The sequence below is a fragment of the Mesorhizobium qingshengii genome (genome assembly GCF_027563465.1).
GTDB lineage: Bacteria > Pseudomonadota > Alphaproteobacteria > Rhizobiales > Rhizobiaceae > Mesorhizobium > Mesorhizobium qingshengii_A.
This window is the reverse complement of record NZ_JAPFQA010000006.1, coordinates 1-15,589: the sequence shown is the minus strand read 5'-3', so window position 1 is coordinate 15,589 and position 15,589 is coordinate 1. Positions and strand designations below refer to the sequence as shown.

The window sequence follows — 15,589 nt, the reverse complement described above, 5'->3', positions numbered from 1 at the left end:
ATTCGTTTGCCCGGCCGAGGACGGCAGGATAAATTCCGCTCCACCACACCGCACATGATGGGGAACTACCATGGACAAGGGCAAGATCTTTCGCGACCTGCATGCCTCGACCTTCGTCATGCCCAACCCCTGGGACATCGGCACGACGAAGCTGCTGGGCTCGTTCGGCTTCAAGGCACTGGCGACAACCAGCGCCGGCTTTGCCTTTTCGCGCGGCCTGCCGGATGGCGCCGTGACCTTCGAGGCGATGATCCACCATTGCCGCGAGGTGACGGCAGCAACCAGCCTGCCGGTTTCCGCCGACCTCGAACGCGGCAAGGGCGACAGCGCCGAGCAGGCCGCCGAAACCATCTTCGCGGCGGAGGCCGCCGGCCTTGCCGGCTGTTCGATCGAGGACCACACCGGTGACCCGGACAAGCCGATCTATGATTTCTCGCACGCGGTCGAGCGCGTCGCGGCGGCGGTGGAGGCGGCACGGGCGCTGAAGCACGATTTCGTCTTCACGGCGCGCGCCGAGAATTTCCTGTGGGGCAAGTCCGACCTCGACGACACCATCAAGCGGCTGCAAGCCTTCGAGAAAGCCGGCGCCGACGTGCTCTATGCGCCAGGCATCGGCGACATCGAGATGGTCCGCACGGTCTGCTCGGCGGTCAGCAAGCCGGTCAACGTCATGGCGAGACCGGGCTTCACCATCGCCGATCTCGCCATGGCCGGGGTCAAGCGCATTTCGCTCGGGCCATGGCTGACCAATTTCGCCTATGGCATGCTGGAGACGGCGGCGCGCGAGATCCAGCAGGACGGCACGTTCGGCTTCACCCGCGCAGCCATGCCGTTCGGCAAATTGCAGGCGCTGTTCGCCAAATCTTCAGCTTGAATGGGGCCCGTCGCATGACGCTTACCGTCGTCGACATGCATACGGGCGGCGAGCCGCTCCGGATCGTCACCCGTGGCTACCCGGACATCCCCAGGGGCACCATCCTGGAAAAGCGCGCCTATGTGCGCGACCATCTCGACCATCTGCGCAAGATCCTGATGTTCGAGCCGCGCGGCCATTACGACATGTACGGCGCCTTGCTGGTCGAGCCTGACCTGCCGGGCGCCGACCTCGCCGTGCTGTTCATGCACAATGAGGGCTATTCGACGATGTGCGGCCACGCCATCGTCGCGCTCGGCCGCTACGCCGTCGATGAAGGATTGGTGGCGAAACGTGAACCGGTGACGACGGTCAACATCGAGGCGCCGTGCGGACTGGTCGTCGCCTCGGTGGAGGTGCGGGACGGCAAGGCTGGCGCGGTATCGTTCGAAAGCGTGCCGGCGTTCCTGTTCGCCGGCGGCCAGACGATCGAGCTGCCTGGCCATGGCACGATCAGGTTCGACATCGCCTATGGCGGCGCCTTCTACGCGCTGGCCGACTGCCACCAATTCGGGCTCGAATTCGGCCGCGACCGGGTGCGCGATTTCGTCGATGCGGCAACCGCGCTGACGAACAGGCTCAAGGCAGAATTTCCGCTGTCGCACCCGGATCATGCCGACCTCGCCTTTCTCTACGGCACCATCCTGACCGATGGCCGCGATGTGTTTTCTGGCGAGGTGACCAAGAACATCTGCGTCTTCGCCGAGGCCGAGGTCGACCGCTCGCCGACCGGCTCCGGCGTCACCGCCCGGTTGGCGGCAATGCATGCCAAGGGCGGGATCGCCATCGGGCAGACGCGCACCTTCGAAAGCATCGCCGGCTCGCGTTTCTCCGGAGCCGTGGTGCGGACGTCGCAGGCCGGCCCGCACGAGGCGATCATCGCCCGCGTCGGCGGCCGCGCCTATTATTCCGGCCGATCCGAATTCATCGTCGAGCCCGACGACGAACTCGGACGCGGATTTCTCTTGCGTTAGGTGGGCCGATATCCGGGTCGGGCCGCGTCCCGCGCGGATATCGCCTTGTGCAGATGCACCATCATGGCGGCGGCGAACAGTGGCGTCACCAGGTTGAGCAGCGGCACGGCAAGGAAGGCTGATATGACCAGCCCGGCGAGAAACACCGTGCCGGCATAGTGCCTGCGCAAGGCCCTGGCCTCTGCCTCCGGGCGAAAGCGCATGGCGGCGAATTCGAAGAACTCACGCCCGAGCAGATAGCCGTTGACGATGAAGAAGGCGGCGATGTTGACGCCGGGCACCAGCAGAAGCAGCAAGGCGACGATGTTGCCGAGGATGACGACGCCGAGGAATCGCATCGATAGCACCAGCGACCGCAGCGCCGGCATGGCGCGTCCCGGCCGATCGGCGGGATAGTCGGTGCGCTCGACCACTTCGGCGACATCGTCGAGAAACAGGCCGGCGACAATCGCCGTCACCGGCGCGATGAGCAACGCCATGCCGAAGGCAAGGGCGATGGCGGCGATGATGCCACCCAGCCAGCCGGCCCAGGAGGGCATGCCGGGCAACAAGGTGTGGAGCCATGGCAGGGCCAGCCACTCGACAAGACTGGTCAAACTGAACCACAGGGCGACCAGCGCCAGCAGGGTCAAACCCAACGTCTTGAGGAACACGGCACGAAACGGAGGCGAGAGCAGCTCAAGGGCCGCAGTGCGAGCAGCGTCGAAAATCACCGTGCTTGAACCCCAGGTCAACGGACGCCGCCGAGCGGGCGGCCGCTCCCGAGATAGGCAGCGCAAGCCGCGAGCACAAGCCAATAGCTATCGAGCGAGTACCGGCTTGCGAACGGGGATGGTCATCGCCGCGACGCCGGCCACGACAAAGGCCATGCCCAGCCACGCCGTCGAACCGAGGCTTTCGCCGAGGAAGAGGGCGCCGATGCCGACGCCGATCGGCACGCGCAGATAGGCTTGCGACGTCGTGCCGACCGAGCCCAGCGTGTGGATCAGGCGGAAATAGATGACGAAGGCCAATGCGGTCGAGAAGATGGACAGGCCGAGCAAGGCCAGGATCGACGCCGTCGACGGTGCCAGCGTCCATGGCTGGTCAACCACGAGACTGAGCGGCACGAGCATGACGGCGCCGCAGAGCATCGAGCCCGCGGCCGGAAGCATCGGATCGAGACCCTTGAAGCCGCGGCCGAAGATCGCCGCGCCGGCATAGCAGATCGTTGCCGCGACGATGGCAAGCTGCGCCCAGAGCTGGTGACCGAGACCACCCAGCGCCTCGGTGCCGATGATGAGGCAGATGCCGGCTATGCCGGCGCCGACGCCAAGCAGCTTGCGCAACGTCACCGGCTCATGGCGGGTGATGAGCGCGGTCAACAGGAAGGTGAAGATCGGCGAGGTCGCATTGAGTATGGTGGCAAGGCCGGCATCGACGGAGCGCTCGGCCGCGGCGATCAACGTGAACGGCACGACGCTGTTGAGGCATGCCTGGAAGGCGAAACGGCGCCAACTTGCGGCATCGCGCGGCATGGCGAGCCCACGCCAGCGGATGACGGCGAACAGGATACCACCCGCGATCAAGGTGCGGGCGGCAATGAACGTGACCGGCGGGATCGTCTCGACCCCGATCTTGATGAAGGTATACGAGGCGCCCCAGAGCACCGCCAGCACGGCAAGCAGTGCCAGCTCGGTCGCCATATCATTCCTTGTCGGCCCGTTCTTTGTAGACATGGGCTGGTTCGCCTTGCAGACGTGATCGGCTGAACCAGGCTTGTAAGCGACGCGGCGACGAAATGTTTCGGCCACGGTCGAATTGTCGTAGCGCCTGTCGCGCGCTCCGGGCAGGGCGCCGCCATTCGCGGACCGGCATCGCCTGAATATCAGCGCACCCTAGGCAAACCCGCTGCGAATCGCTACACCCGCGCCCGGCCGGCATGGCAAGAAGCCGGCTCGGGTTTTGGCGGAGACATTGATGCCGGAATATGACGTGCTTTGCATCGGCAATGCCATTGTCGACATCATCGCCCAGTGCGACGAGGAATTCCTCGAGACCAACGGCATCATCAAGGGCGCGATGAACCTCATCGACACCGAGCGCGCCGAACTGCTCTACAGCCGCATGGGCCCGGCGATCGAAGCGTCCGGCGGAAGCGCCGGCAACACGGCGGCCGGCGTCGCCAGCTTCGGCGGACGCGCCGCCTTCTTCGGCAAGGTCTCCAGCGACGCGCTCGGCGAAATCTATGCCCATGACATCCATGCACAGGGCGTCGCCTTCGACACCAGGCCGCTCAAGGGCGAGCCGCCGACGGCGCGCTCGATGATCTTCGTCACCCCAGACGGCGAGCGCTCGATGAACACCTATCTCGGCGCCTGCGTCGAGCTCGGGCCGGAAGATGTCGAGGCCGACAAGGCTTCTGGCGCCAAGGTCACCTATTTCGAGGGTTATCTGTGGGACCCGCCGCGCGCCAAGGAAGCGATCCGTCAGACGGCGAAACTGGCGCACGCGGCCGGCCGCGAAGTGTCGATGACGCTGTCGGATTCGTTCTGCGTCGACCGCTACCGCGACGAGTTCCTCGACCTGATGCGCTCCGGCACCGTCGACATCGTTTTCGCCAACAGCCACGAGATCAAGTCGCTCTACCAGACATCGTCGTTCGACGAGGCGCTGGCGCAGATCCGCAAGGATTGCAGGATCGCCGCCGTGACGCGCTCCGAAAAGGGCTCGGTGATCGTGCGCGGCGACGAGACCGTCGTCATCAAGGCGACCGCCATCAGGGAGCTGGTCGACACGACAGGCGCCGGCGACCTCTACGCCGCCGGTTTCCTGCACGGCTACACGCAAGGCCGCGACCTCAAGACCTGCGGTGACCTTGGCTCACTGGCGGCCGGATTGGTGATCCAGCAGATCGGCCCCAGGCCACGGCAGAACTTGCGCCGCGAGGCGGAACAGGCGGGGTTGCGGTTGCTTTAGTTTAGTGTCATCTAGCGAGAACCGGTGGTTGCCGGGTCCCCGCTGCTTCGCAGCGTCCCGGCGTTCGCCGGCCTTTCATCGTGCCACTGGCACGATGAATTCGCTTCGCGAACCGGCTGCTCACCGTCGCGCAGCTGTCACACATCGCACCTACACGCAATCGAGGCGCCCCCGCGACTGACATTCGGGACGCGCCCATAGCCAGTTGGGGTGTCAAAAAATGCAAGACAGCAAGCTGTCGGGCCGCTGCATCCGTTGCCGCCGCGATTTCCGCTTTCCGCACTAGCAGTTCAACATTCGGCCGCGGCTGGGGGAGGAGCGCGCGCGGCCCAAAAAGACAGATGCATGAACAGATTTCAGACCCAGTCGACCGGCATCAGGCAGGACGAATTCGCGGATATGGTCGCGGAGAGAGTCGAACGCGCGCTTGCCCACTATGACGAGGCTATCAACAAGCCCACCATGGTCTCGGTCGCCAAGATCGCCGGCAGCATTGCTTCCGCCGTCACCCTGCTGTCGCCAAAGCACCAGCGCGCCATCGACGCCATCCATGCCGACCTTCCCGGCCTGGCATCGAAGTTCGTGCGCGCGCTGGCGGCGGAAGCCGCGCGCCGCAGCGAAGCCGGCACCGCGACAAGCCTTCCGGCGGCATCGCTGGTGGATATCGATGGACCTGTTTCCTCATCCCCGCGCAGCCAGTCCGACGACCTCGAATCGATGCTGATCGAGGACTGGGCCGGGCGGGTCGCCGGCTCGACCTATCTGGAAGAGAACCTGCGCATCGCGCGATCGACCCTGCATCGCTGGCAGCGGCGGGGCGAAGTCGTCGCCTTGCGCAAGGGTGGCCGCAAGCACGTCTTCCCGCTGGCGCAGTTCGTCGACGGCAGGCCGGTGGCGGGTCTCCGCGAGGTGCTTTCCCTGATCAGCAATCCGAGGCTCGCGTGGTTGTGGCTGACCCGCCCCTCGGCGCAGCTCGACGGCCGCATCCCGATCGACCTGCTGCGTCAGGACCAGGTTGACGATGTGGTGCTGGCCGCGCGTGCGTTCGCGCCGGATTGAGTGCCTTGAGGCCTGAGCAGACGCGAAATCGCGATGGGGCTGGTTCAAGGGCTCTTGTGCATGCCCTTGATAGGGCTAGGCCGTCTTGCGAATCGGGTGGCGAGGCCGGGACGATGGCTGTCGCGGCGCCATTTCCCTGGCGGTGACCAGGCGGTTGCGGCCACTCTTTTTTCCGATGTACATCAGCCGGTCGGCGAGCGCGATCAGCGCTTCGGAATCGGCGGCTTCCGCCGGATACATGGCCACGCCAACGGTGCAGCCGACCTGGATGGCGCCATTCGGCGTCGGGACCTTGATCCGCAACCTTTCCAGGATACGTTCGGCGACGCGCACGGCCTTCTGCTGCGCCAGTTCGGTGTCGGCCGAGAACAGGAAGGCGAACTCGTCACCGCCAAGGCGGGCCACGAAATCGGCGCTGCGCAGGATCGAGCGAAGCTGGCTCGCCACGCGCTGCAGCAGTGCATCGCCGGCCTCGTGGCCGAGCGTGTCATTGACTTCCTTGAATCGGTCGAGGTCGATGAACAGGAGGCCGGCCGCCTCGCCGGTGGCGCCACAGCGGGCGACCACCGATTTGAGTTCGTCGTGGAAGGCGCGCCGGTTGGGCAGGGTCGGTCAAGGCATCGTGGTTGGCCGAATGGTCGCTCTGCTGCTTCGCCACCTCGATCTCGCGCTTTTGCGCCGAGAGTTCCTCGTTGGCTGCCTTCAGGTCCAGCAGCAGCTGGGCATTGAGGTCCTCGACAACCTTGCGGTCGCTGATGTCGACGACGAAGCCTTCCAGGAATTCGAGTTCGCCGGCATCGTCCCAGACACCGCCGCCGATCTCGCGAACCCAGAGCGGTTCGCCGACCCTCGGCACGATGCGGTAGTCGACGTTCCAGTTGCAACGCGCCTCGAGCGCGGCGTCGACGGCGGCATAGACCGCGGCGAGGTCGTCCGGGTGGATGGCCGAGACATAGTCGCGCACGGCGTTGTGCACGAAATCCGTGGGCGGAAAGCCGCTGACCGTGAGAACGCCATCGCTGATATAGAGCATGGTGTAGGAGGCATCGTTGCGGCAGCGGTAGAGATAACCGTCCATGCGGCCGGTGATGCTGAGCAGGGCGTCCAGCCGCTCGTCGTGGTAGGCACACAGGCCGACCGCGGATACAGGAATTCCGTCATGCTTCATGGCCGCACCCCCGTTTGGCGGTCTGAGCGCGCCGTAGATGCCGCCACGGCAAGTCGGCAAGAAGTCCCCTATACCAGCTGAATATTATCAATTTCTTATGGACTGAGGTCCGACGGCGATCTGGGCGCCGCCTGGTTCGAAAGCCAGATCGTTGGCTTTGGCCGGCCGTTCGTCCGCAGCACGGATCGTTCGTCAAGTCCCCGCCGAATACGCCGCGATCGCAGCCATGTTGACGATATCGCTGTCCTTGGCATTCAGCGAAACGATCTGCACCGGCTTGTTGAGGCCGACCAGCAGCGGGCCGATGACGGTGGAGCCGCCGAGTTCCTGCAGCATCTTGGTCGAGATCGAGGCCGAGTGGAACGCCGGCATGATCAGCACATTGGCCGGGCCGGTCAGGCGGATGAACGGATATTGCGCCATGGCGCGGGCGTTGAGCGCGACGTCGGCGGCCATTTCGCCGTCATATTCGAAATCGACGCGGCGCTTGTCGAGGATGCGCACGGCTTCCTGGACGCGCTCGGAGCGTTCGCCCTGCGGATGGCCGAAGGTGGAATAGGCGAGCATGGCGAGCCTCGGCTCGTAGCCCATGCGGCGGGCAAAGCCGGCCGCCTCCTCGGCGATGTCGGCGATCTGCTCGGCGTTGGGCATGTCGTGCACGGCGGTGTCGGCGACCAGCACGGTCCTGCCTCGCGCCAGCACGATCGAGACACCGATGACGCGATGGCCGGGCTTGGCGTCGATAACGCGGCGGATGTCGTCGAGCGCGGTGGAATAGTTGCGGGTGACGCCGGTGACGATGCCGTCGGCGTCGCCCAGCGCCACCATGCAGGCGGCAAAGTGATTGCGATCGTTGTTGATCAGGCGCTGGCAATCGCGGAACAGGAAGCCCCTCCGCTGCATGCGCTCGTAGAGGTAGTCGGTGTAGATCGCGTTGCGGCGCGACAGCCGGGCATTGATGATCTCGATGCCTTGCTTGTTGAGGTCGATGCCGGCGTTCTTGGCGTTCTCCTTGATGACGTCGTCGCGGCCGAGCAGGATGGCGGTGCCGAGCCGCTGGTTCACGTAGGAGACGGCGGCGCGCATCACCTGCTCCTCCTCGCCCTCGGCGAAGACGATGCGCTTGGGCTGGCGGCGCACACGGTCGTAGATGCGCTGCAGGGTCGAGGCGATCGGATCGCGGCGGGCGGACAGCTCCTGCGCATAGCGGTCGAGGTCGAGGATCGGCTTGCGAGCGACGCCCGAATCCATGGCCGCCTTGGCAACCGCGATCGGGATGGCCGAGATCAGGCGCGGGTCGAACGGCACCGGGATGATGTAGTTGGGACCGAATTTCGGCCGGTTGCCCTGATAGGCGGCGGCGACGTCATCGGGCACGTCCTGGCGCGCAAGCGCTGCCAGTGCGCGGGCGGCGGCGATCTTCATGTCGTCATTGATGGTGGTGGCCCGCACGTCCAGCGCGCCACGGAAGATGTAGGGGAAGCCGAGCACGTTGTTGACCTGGTTCGGATAGTCCGACCGGCCGGTGGCCATGATGGCGTCGGTGCGGATCTCGGCCACTTCCTCGGGCGTGATCTCCGGATCGGGATTGGCCATGGCGAAGATGATCGGGTTCTTGGCCATCGACTGCACCATGGCCGGGGTCAGCGCGCCCTTGGCGGAAAGGCCGAGGAAGACGTCGGCGCCGTCGAGCGCCTCGGCGAGGCTGCGCGCCTCGGTCTTGATCGCATGGGCCGACTTCCACTGGTTCATGCCTTCGGTGCGGCCCTGGAAGACGACGCCCTTGGTGTCGCACAAGGTGATGTTCTCGGGCGCGAAGCCCATCGCCTTCAGCAGCTCGATGCAGGCGATGCCGGCGGCGCCGGCGCCGTTGCAGACCATCCTGGTGGTCTTCATGTCGCGGCCGGTGATCTCCAGCGCATTGATCAGGCCGGCGGCCGAGATGATGGCGGTGCCGTGCTGGTCGTCGTGGAAGACCGGAATGTCCATCAGTTCGCGCAGGCGCTGCTCGATGATGAAGCACTCCGGCGCCTTGATGTCTTCCAGGTTGATGCCGCCGAAGGAGGGGCCGAGGTAGCGCACGCAGTTGATGAACTCGTCGGCATCCTCGGTGTCGACCTCGAGGTCGATGGAATCGACATCGGCGAAGCGCTTGAACAGCACCGCCTTGCCTTCCATCACCGGCTTGGAGGCCAGCGCGCCGAGATTGCCGAGGCCAAGGATGGCGGTGCCGTTGGAAATGACGGCGACCATGTTGCCGCGCGTCGTGTAGTCGAAGGCGCGGCTGGGGTCCTCGGCGATGGCGCGCACCGGCACGGCGACGCCCGGCGAATAGGCAAGGCTCAGGTCGCGCTGCGTGGCCATCGGCTTGGTGGCGACGATCTCCAGCTTGCCGGGGCGACCCATGGCATGGAATTCGAGCGCTTCCTGCGCGCTGACGGACGGACCGTTGTTCTCGGTTTTCCTGGCCATGATGTTCTTGATTTCCTCACCTTATGCAGCACCTCCTTGAAGCGGGTGCCTTGTGTCGTTCCGAATTAAGACCACGCGCCGCCGCGTGTAAACCGCCAGCGCTCGGGAATCGCAGACCGAAGGGCAAATGGAAGCAACCGACAGCCTCGGTCGTCCCCTGTTTTTCGACGCTCCGGCATTAAACCGCGCCATCACATCTGCTAGCGTGCCGCGCATGAACATGCACACCCCGAACGAGCCCGACGCTCCCGAGGCGATGACATCATTGCCAACGGCCACTGCCGCCGTCACGCCGATGATGGAGCAGTTCATCGAGATCAAGGCGGCGAACCCGGATTCGCTGCTGTTCTACCGCATGGGCGATTTCTACGAGCTGTTCTTCGACGACGCCGAGAAGGCGAGCCGGGCGCTGGGCATCGTCTTGACCAAGCGCGGCAAGCACCAGGGCCACGACATTCCGATGTGCGGCGTGCCGGTGCACGCGGCCGACGACTATCTGCAGAAGCTGATCGGCCAGGGATTCCGCGTTGCCGTCTGCGAGCAGATCGAGGATCCGGCCGAGGCCAAGAAACGCGGCGGCAAATCGGTGGTGCGCCGCGACGTGGTGCGGCTGGTGACGCCAGGCACCATCACCGAGGACAAGTTGCTGGCGCCGTCGGAATCGAGCTTCCTGATGGCGCTGGGGCGGGTGAAGGGCGGAGCCGACCCAAGAGGCGGGGAGCGCGGCAGCGCGACAGGGAACCAGGGAAGCTTCGCCCTGGCCTGGATCGACATTTCGACCGGGGCCTTCCGCGTCACCGACACCACCGCCGACCGGCTGCTCGCCGACATCTTCCGTGTCGACCCGCGCGAACTGATCGTCGCCGAGCCGGTGTTTTACGATGCGGAGCTGAAGCCGGTGTTCGACGTGCTCGGCCGCGTCGCCAACCCGCAGCCGCCCTCGCTGTTCGATTCGGCCTCCGCCACCGCGCGCATCGCGCGCTTCTTCGATGTGGCGACGCCGGACAGTTTTGGCGCCTTTTCGCGCGCCGAACTGTCGGCGATCTCGGGCGCCATTGCCTATGTCGAGAAGACGCAGAAGGCCGAGCGCCCGCCACTGTCGCGGCCGGAGCGCGAGGAACAGGGATCGACCCTGTTCATCGATCCGGCGACACGCGGCAATCTGGAGCTGCTGCGCACGCTGTCGGGCAGCCGCGAGGGTTCGCTGTTCAAGGCGATCGACCGCACGGTGACCGGCGGCGGCGCCAGGCTGCTCGCCGACCGGCTGATGGCGCCGCTGACCGACCCGGCGGCGATCGGCGCGCGCCTCGACTCGGTGTCGTTCTTCCGCTCCGAGACGCGGCTGTGCCAGGCGGTGCGGTCAAACCTGAAGAGCGTCGCCGACATGCCGCGCGCTTTGTCCAGGCTGGCATTGAACCGTGGCGGCCCGCGCGACCTCGGCGCACTGCGCGCCGGCTTCGAGGCGGCGGGCGCCATCGCTGAGATCTTTGCCGCGACCACCCTGCCCCAGGAACTCACGGCGGCGCTGGCCGCTATTCATGCGCTGCCCCGGGCGCTTGCCCAGCATCTGACACAGGCGCTTGGCGAGGAACTGCCGCTGCTCAGGCGCGACGGCGGTTTCGTGCGCGGCGGCTACCATGCCGATCTCGACGAGATGCGGGCGCTGCGCGACGAATCGCGAAAGGTGATCGCCGGGCTGGAGCGCTCGCTGATCGACGAGACCGGCATCCGCTCGTTGAAGATCCGGCACAACAATGTGCTTGGCTACTATATCGAGGTGACCGCCAACCATCATGCGGTGATGACCGGCAGCGATGGCGCCAAGGCGCGCTTCATCCACCGCCAGACCATGGCCAACGCCATGCGCTTCACCACGACCGAACTCGCCGAACTCGAGACCAAGATCGCCAATGCAGCCGACCGGGCGCTCAGCATCGAGCTGGCCGCCTTCGATGCGCTGACGGCGGAAGCGGTCGGCGAAGCGGAGAAGATCCGCGCCGGCGCCGATGCGCTCGCCATGCTCGACGTGTCGGCGGCGCTCGCGCTTTTGTCGGAGAGCGAGGCCTGGTGCCGGCCGGTGGTGGATTCCAGCCTCGCCTTCGAGATTGCCGGCGGGCGGCATCCGGTCGTCGAGCAGGCACTGCGCCGCTCCGGCGAAGGCCCGTTCGTGGCCAATGATTGCGACCTGTCGCCGGAAGGGAGCGCGAAAAACGGCGCGATCTGGCTTTTGACCGGCCCCAACATGGGCGGCAAGTCGACCTTCCTGCGGCAGAATGCGCTGATCGCCATCCTGGCCCAGACCGGTTCCTTCGTGCCGGCGACATCAGCCCATATCGGCGTCGTCGACCGGCTGTTCTCGCGCGTCGGGGCCTCGGACGATCTGGCGCGCGGCCGCTCCACCTTCATGGTCGAGATGGTCGAGACGGCGGCAATCCTCAACCAGGCCGGCGAACGGGCGCTGGTCATCCTCGACGAGATCGGCCGCGGCACCGCCACCTTCGACGGCCTGTCGATCGCCTGGGCGGCGGTCGAATACCTGCACGAGAAGAACCGCTGCCGGGCGATCTTTGCCACCCATTTCCACGAAATGACCTCGCTGGCCGGAAAGCTGGCGCGGCTGCACAACGTCACCATGCGGGTCAAGGAATGGGAAAACGACGTCGTCTTCCTGCACGAGGTCGGCAAAGGGGCGGCCGACCGCTCCTACGGCGTGCAGGTGGCGCGGCTGGCCGGCCTGCCGGAAGCGGTGGTCGACCGGGCCAAGGAAGTCCTGCACCAGCTGGAAGAAGGCGAGGTTTCCGGCAAGACCAACCGGCTGGTCGACGACCTGCCGCTGTTTTCGGTGGCGGTGAAGCGGGAAGCGCCGAAGCCGGTGAAGAGCGACGCGCTGGGCGAGGCGCTTGGCGACATCAATCCCGATGAGATGACGCCAAGGGAAGCGCTGGAAGCGCTGTACCGGCTGAAGGGGCTTGCGGGGAAGCCTTAGCTTCATTTCAGGCCTCTCGTCCCCAATAGAGACAACGATGGAAGCACAAATTCCGGAGCTGGATTTAGAAGAAATATTTGCGAGAATGATGCCGCCCGACATACCCGATAGTGTGTTCGTCGCGGAGAATGTTGAGCTGTGGAAAATCGCGAAATGGGATAAACAGCATGCAACCGCCGTTCTGTCTGGCCTATGCACTGTTCCAGAGTTTCACGCGAACGGGATAAGGCTCGACTGGCTTCAAAGACTTGTTCTGAGCAAGTCAAATGGCGATCACAAGCCAACTTCGGGCGATTTCGAACTGGCTCTAAATGAAGGTTTGTCGCAAGCGGGCGTAAATCGATTGGAGGATCCAAACGAGGATTTTCTTTGCGATCTGATTGCTACTAAGCGCGGCAATTTTCGAATTTTTCCTGGGCAATGGGAACAGGCGGCAGCATACACCCAAACGCTGATTGAAGCATTTGAAACACTCCCCGACGCGCCGCTGAAACGCGATGGATTACAGGCCGTGCATGCGCTTTTGACCCTAAGCGATGCCATGGCCGAGAAGGCTCAGGTCAATCGGGGCACCATTTCGGGGGGTAGCACCTTTGGAAATATTACGCTGCCAGACGATGCTGTCATAGCTGAACTCGCCCAGCGTGTGCGATTTACACATGAAGACCTCAAGCACCTGGGAATTGAACCCGATTCCCTCTTACCCTTTGTATTGGATGCGGACCTATTTCGCTTTGTCAGCGATGGCGAGGTTGGGAACACGCCTTTGGAGTTTCATCCGATCCTATCGCTTCGCGGCGAAGTGTTGGTTGTCAGCCCGAACAATATCTCGATCGCCGTAAGAAGCGTCCTCGTCAACACCGCGCTCAATGGTGGAATGGCGCCACGATTACAGTTTGCACTGATGCGTCGGCAGGAGATTCATGCGGAAGCGACGGCATTCTGGCCTACAACGCGGCTAAATTTGTCCGCGCCGATTAAGCATTCCCTGCGTGGTATGGTCACTCAGTATGATGAAGGCCGCTATTTGCATGTCTTGCAGATACCGACCACGTTCGAAGGATTCCCGAGGGCCGGATTTGCGACAGTCCGAGCGCTTCCTGAGGAAACGAACCAATTCATCGCGGATGATATTTCCCGCTTCTGGCGCTTTCTCGAGAAGCAAGGAGATTGCCGAAGAAGCGCAACGGTGTTGCTGTTGACAGGATGGGGCGCACCTCACAGCTTTGCGTCGCCGATCAAGCATGATGAGGCTCCGAAAAAATGGCAACTCATACCGCTCAGCTTCGCCGATGCAGCGGTGCTCGGGGCGTGTGACGGTGGCAACTTTACCGACATTCTCAGGTTGCTCGAACAGCATGATCGCCTAACGGCCGACGGATTCTCATTCATGAATCCAAACGGTCTTCTCAATCTGTTCGGCTTCTTCCGGACGACAGATGGCAATTTGATTCCCGAGCACTTCACAGACATTACACCCCCGACAATGATCGGTATGGGCACGGATGAGCTTCTTAAGCCACGGATAGAGGGAATTACCCGCCGTGACTATCGAGCCCTTGAAGCTCCCAACAACGAATACCGAGTGGTTCAGAGAACGGACTGGGGGAAAGACGGAACGCCTCCTATCTATGCGAGTGTTGACGATGTGAATGAAGGCCGCTTGTCGGGTGCCGTGGCTATCGCTGGGCGCACTTGGTGGATCGAGTCTAATACTGACGATGGCGAAAGCCGAGAATGGCGCTATCAAATCTGGAACGCCGTTCTGCAATGGGTAGGTACAATCGGAGCGCTCCTAATTGAGCGATTCCCCAACAGCTTTCCAAAACGACCAATGCGCGTGGTCTTGGAGATACCGAAATCCGATGCGTTCGAGCAGATACCAGCAGGGCTACCTAATGGCAGACCCGAGAATACCATTGCAATTCGCCGAGCTGCTGACGGTAGCGGCGGCGCAGTCGAAATCCTGGACAACTGGCTACCCTTCTTACAGTTCCCTGAGAATGTTGCAGAAGTTGCGCTGACAGCTTCGGTTGTCGAATTGCTGAGCGAAACAACCGAAGAGCCCATAACTAAAGCCGATTTTGCTCGGATTGTAACGGAAATCGTCGGCACCAAGGACTGGCGATGGCTCCATGCTTTCGAGGCAAAGACTCCTCTCGACCGGCTTGCGGGGCGTCAGCTTATCCGGCCATTCAAACGAATTCCGTTCTCTGCGTCTTCGCTCGTAAAATGTCAGTCGGTCTGGGAATTTCGAGACCGAGCAGAGGGATCGCAGATCGACGGCGAAGATCAGTGCAGGGAATTTCTCGCCGATTACAAGCAAGAAATTCTGAGTTCGGTTATCCAAGATATTCGCAGCTTCAATCGACTAGGCTTGGTCACCAAGGCAGCGCACGACTACCAGGCCGCCAGACGAGAGCAGGCAAGATGGCGTGGAACCATACGAGCGCTGAGAGCCATTCGGGGGGATCGGGCCAATCAAACGGCCTTTAAGCGCCAGAACGAGATAAATGCCGTTCTGCGCGCGGCGAAAGCCATACTCGAAATTGGCGCTTGCGAAGCACCCGAGGATGGCGGCGTCGAACCTAGTCGAGCTGACATGGAAGAGCTATACGCAAAAGTCCTTCTGCTTATAGGTAACAGTCAGCTCTTTTCAGCCATACGTGCTGGACTGATCCCTCCAAAAATCACGCTGAGTCCAGCCGGTGATATCCTGACCGAGAGAGCTATTTTCAGTAAGCTACTGGAACCAGGGGCTGTTTGGGCAACCAACAAAAACCTGAACTTTGCTTCTGATGAATATCTCAAGAAAAAGGAGCAGGACAATTGGAGACCGATTAATGAGCGAGCGGGATGGAACGCTGCCCTTAGGTCTGCGATCGAAGCGGAGTACGGGGTTCCCGCCGAAGCGTTTATCGATTTGCAATTTGCGCTTACCCAGTTTGCAGAAGTGAGTGAGCTTAGCATCATCCCTGCAAAGCATTCGGAACTTGCCGAGATTCTTACCAATAGTGAAGCCTTTCCAAAGGCTGATCCTATGCCTTTGCTAAGGCGTC

Annotated in this window: 11 protein-coding genes; 6 read left to right on the top strand and 5 right to left on the bottom strand. The window is 63.3% G+C overall.

Translation table 11 applies throughout. The annotated features are described in order from the left end of the window. The first annotated feature begins 70 nt into the window (after positions 1–70). Both OOJ09_RS15320 and OOJ09_RS15315 read left to right on the top strand, forming a co-directional pair. Positions 71–874 (top strand): isocitrate lyase/PEP mutase family protein, encoded by an 804-nt coding sequence (locus OOJ09_RS15320; RefSeq protein ID WP_269905990.1) that lies wholly within the window; start codon positions 71–73, stop codon positions 872–874. Between the two features lie 14 nt (positions 875–888). Further along, the gene (locus tag OOJ09_RS15315; protein ID WP_269905989.1) at positions 889–1,887 is read left to right on the top strand and encodes a proline racemase family protein; all 999 of its coding nucleotides are present in this window, start codon (positions 889–891) and stop codon (positions 1,885–1,887) included. Here the strand turns inward: OOJ09_RS15315 and OOJ09_RS15310 are convergent. Continuing rightward, entirely contained in the window at positions 1,884–2,600 is a 717-nt protein-coding gene (locus OOJ09_RS15310) for a sulfate transporter family protein (RefSeq protein ID WP_269906264.1), read from the bottom strand. The two genes, OOJ09_RS15315 and OOJ09_RS15310, sit on opposite strands and share 4 nt — an antisense overlap. A gap of 87 nt (positions 2,601–2,687) precedes the next feature. Continuing rightward, positions 2,688–3,572: an EamA family transporter gene (locus OOJ09_RS15305; protein ID WP_269905988.1), complete on the bottom strand. Its 885-nt coding sequence runs from the start codon at positions 3,570–3,572 to the stop codon at positions 2,688–2,690. Positions 3,573–3,846: 274 nt separating this feature from the next. Here OOJ09_RS15305 and OOJ09_RS15300 point away from each other — a divergent pair, with 274 nt between their 5' ends. Next, complete coding sequence (locus OOJ09_RS15300) at positions 3,847–4,845, top strand: adenosine kinase (RefSeq protein ID WP_269905987.1); 999 nt, start codon at positions 3,847–3,849, stop codon at positions 4,843–4,845. A 345-nt stretch (positions 4,846–5,190) separates the two neighbouring features. Then, positions 5,191–5,904, top strand: coding sequence for an antitoxin Xre/MbcA/ParS toxin-binding domain-containing protein (locus OOJ09_RS15295; RefSeq protein ID WP_269905986.1), 714 nt, complete (start codon positions 5,191–5,193; stop codon positions 5,902–5,904). A 75-nt stretch (positions 5,905–5,979) separates the two neighbouring features. Here the strand turns inward: OOJ09_RS15295 and OOJ09_RS15290 are convergent, their stop codons facing one another. The 3 genes from OOJ09_RS15290 to OOJ09_RS15280 form a co-directional block, all read right to left on the bottom strand. Next, the gene (locus OOJ09_RS15290; RefSeq protein ID WP_269905985.1) at positions 5,980–6,471 is read right to left on the bottom strand and encodes a GGDEF domain-containing protein; all 492 of its coding nucleotides are present in this window, start codon (positions 6,469–6,471) and stop codon (positions 5,980–5,982) included. Next, the gene (locus tag OOJ09_RS15285) at positions 6,392–7,072 is read right to left on the bottom strand and encodes a PAS domain-containing protein (protein WP_269905984.1); all 681 of its coding nucleotides are present in this window, start codon (positions 7,070–7,072) and stop codon (positions 6,392–6,394) included. The genes OOJ09_RS15290 and OOJ09_RS15285 overlap by 80 nt, the downstream gene beginning before the upstream one ends. A 192-nt stretch (positions 7,073–7,264) precedes the next feature. Next, a complete protein-coding gene (locus OOJ09_RS15280; RefSeq protein WP_269905983.1) occupies positions 7,265–9,544 on the bottom strand; it encodes an NADP-dependent malic enzyme in 2,280 nt (759 codons plus the stop codon). A gap of 214 nt (positions 9,545–9,758) precedes the next feature. Between OOJ09_RS15280 and mutS the strand changes: the two genes are divergently transcribed. Both mutS and OOJ09_RS15270 read left to right on the top strand, forming a co-directional pair. Beyond that, complete coding sequence (gene mutS / locus OOJ09_RS15275; RefSeq protein ID WP_269905982.1) at positions 9,759–12,530, top strand: DNA mismatch repair protein MutS; 2,772 nt, start codon at positions 9,759–9,761, stop codon at positions 12,528–12,530. 37 nt (positions 12,531–12,567) lie between these two features. Further along, positions 12,568–15,589 (top strand): hypothetical protein (locus OOJ09_RS15270; RefSeq protein ID WP_269905981.1); only part of this gene is annotated, 3,022 nt, incomplete at its 3' end.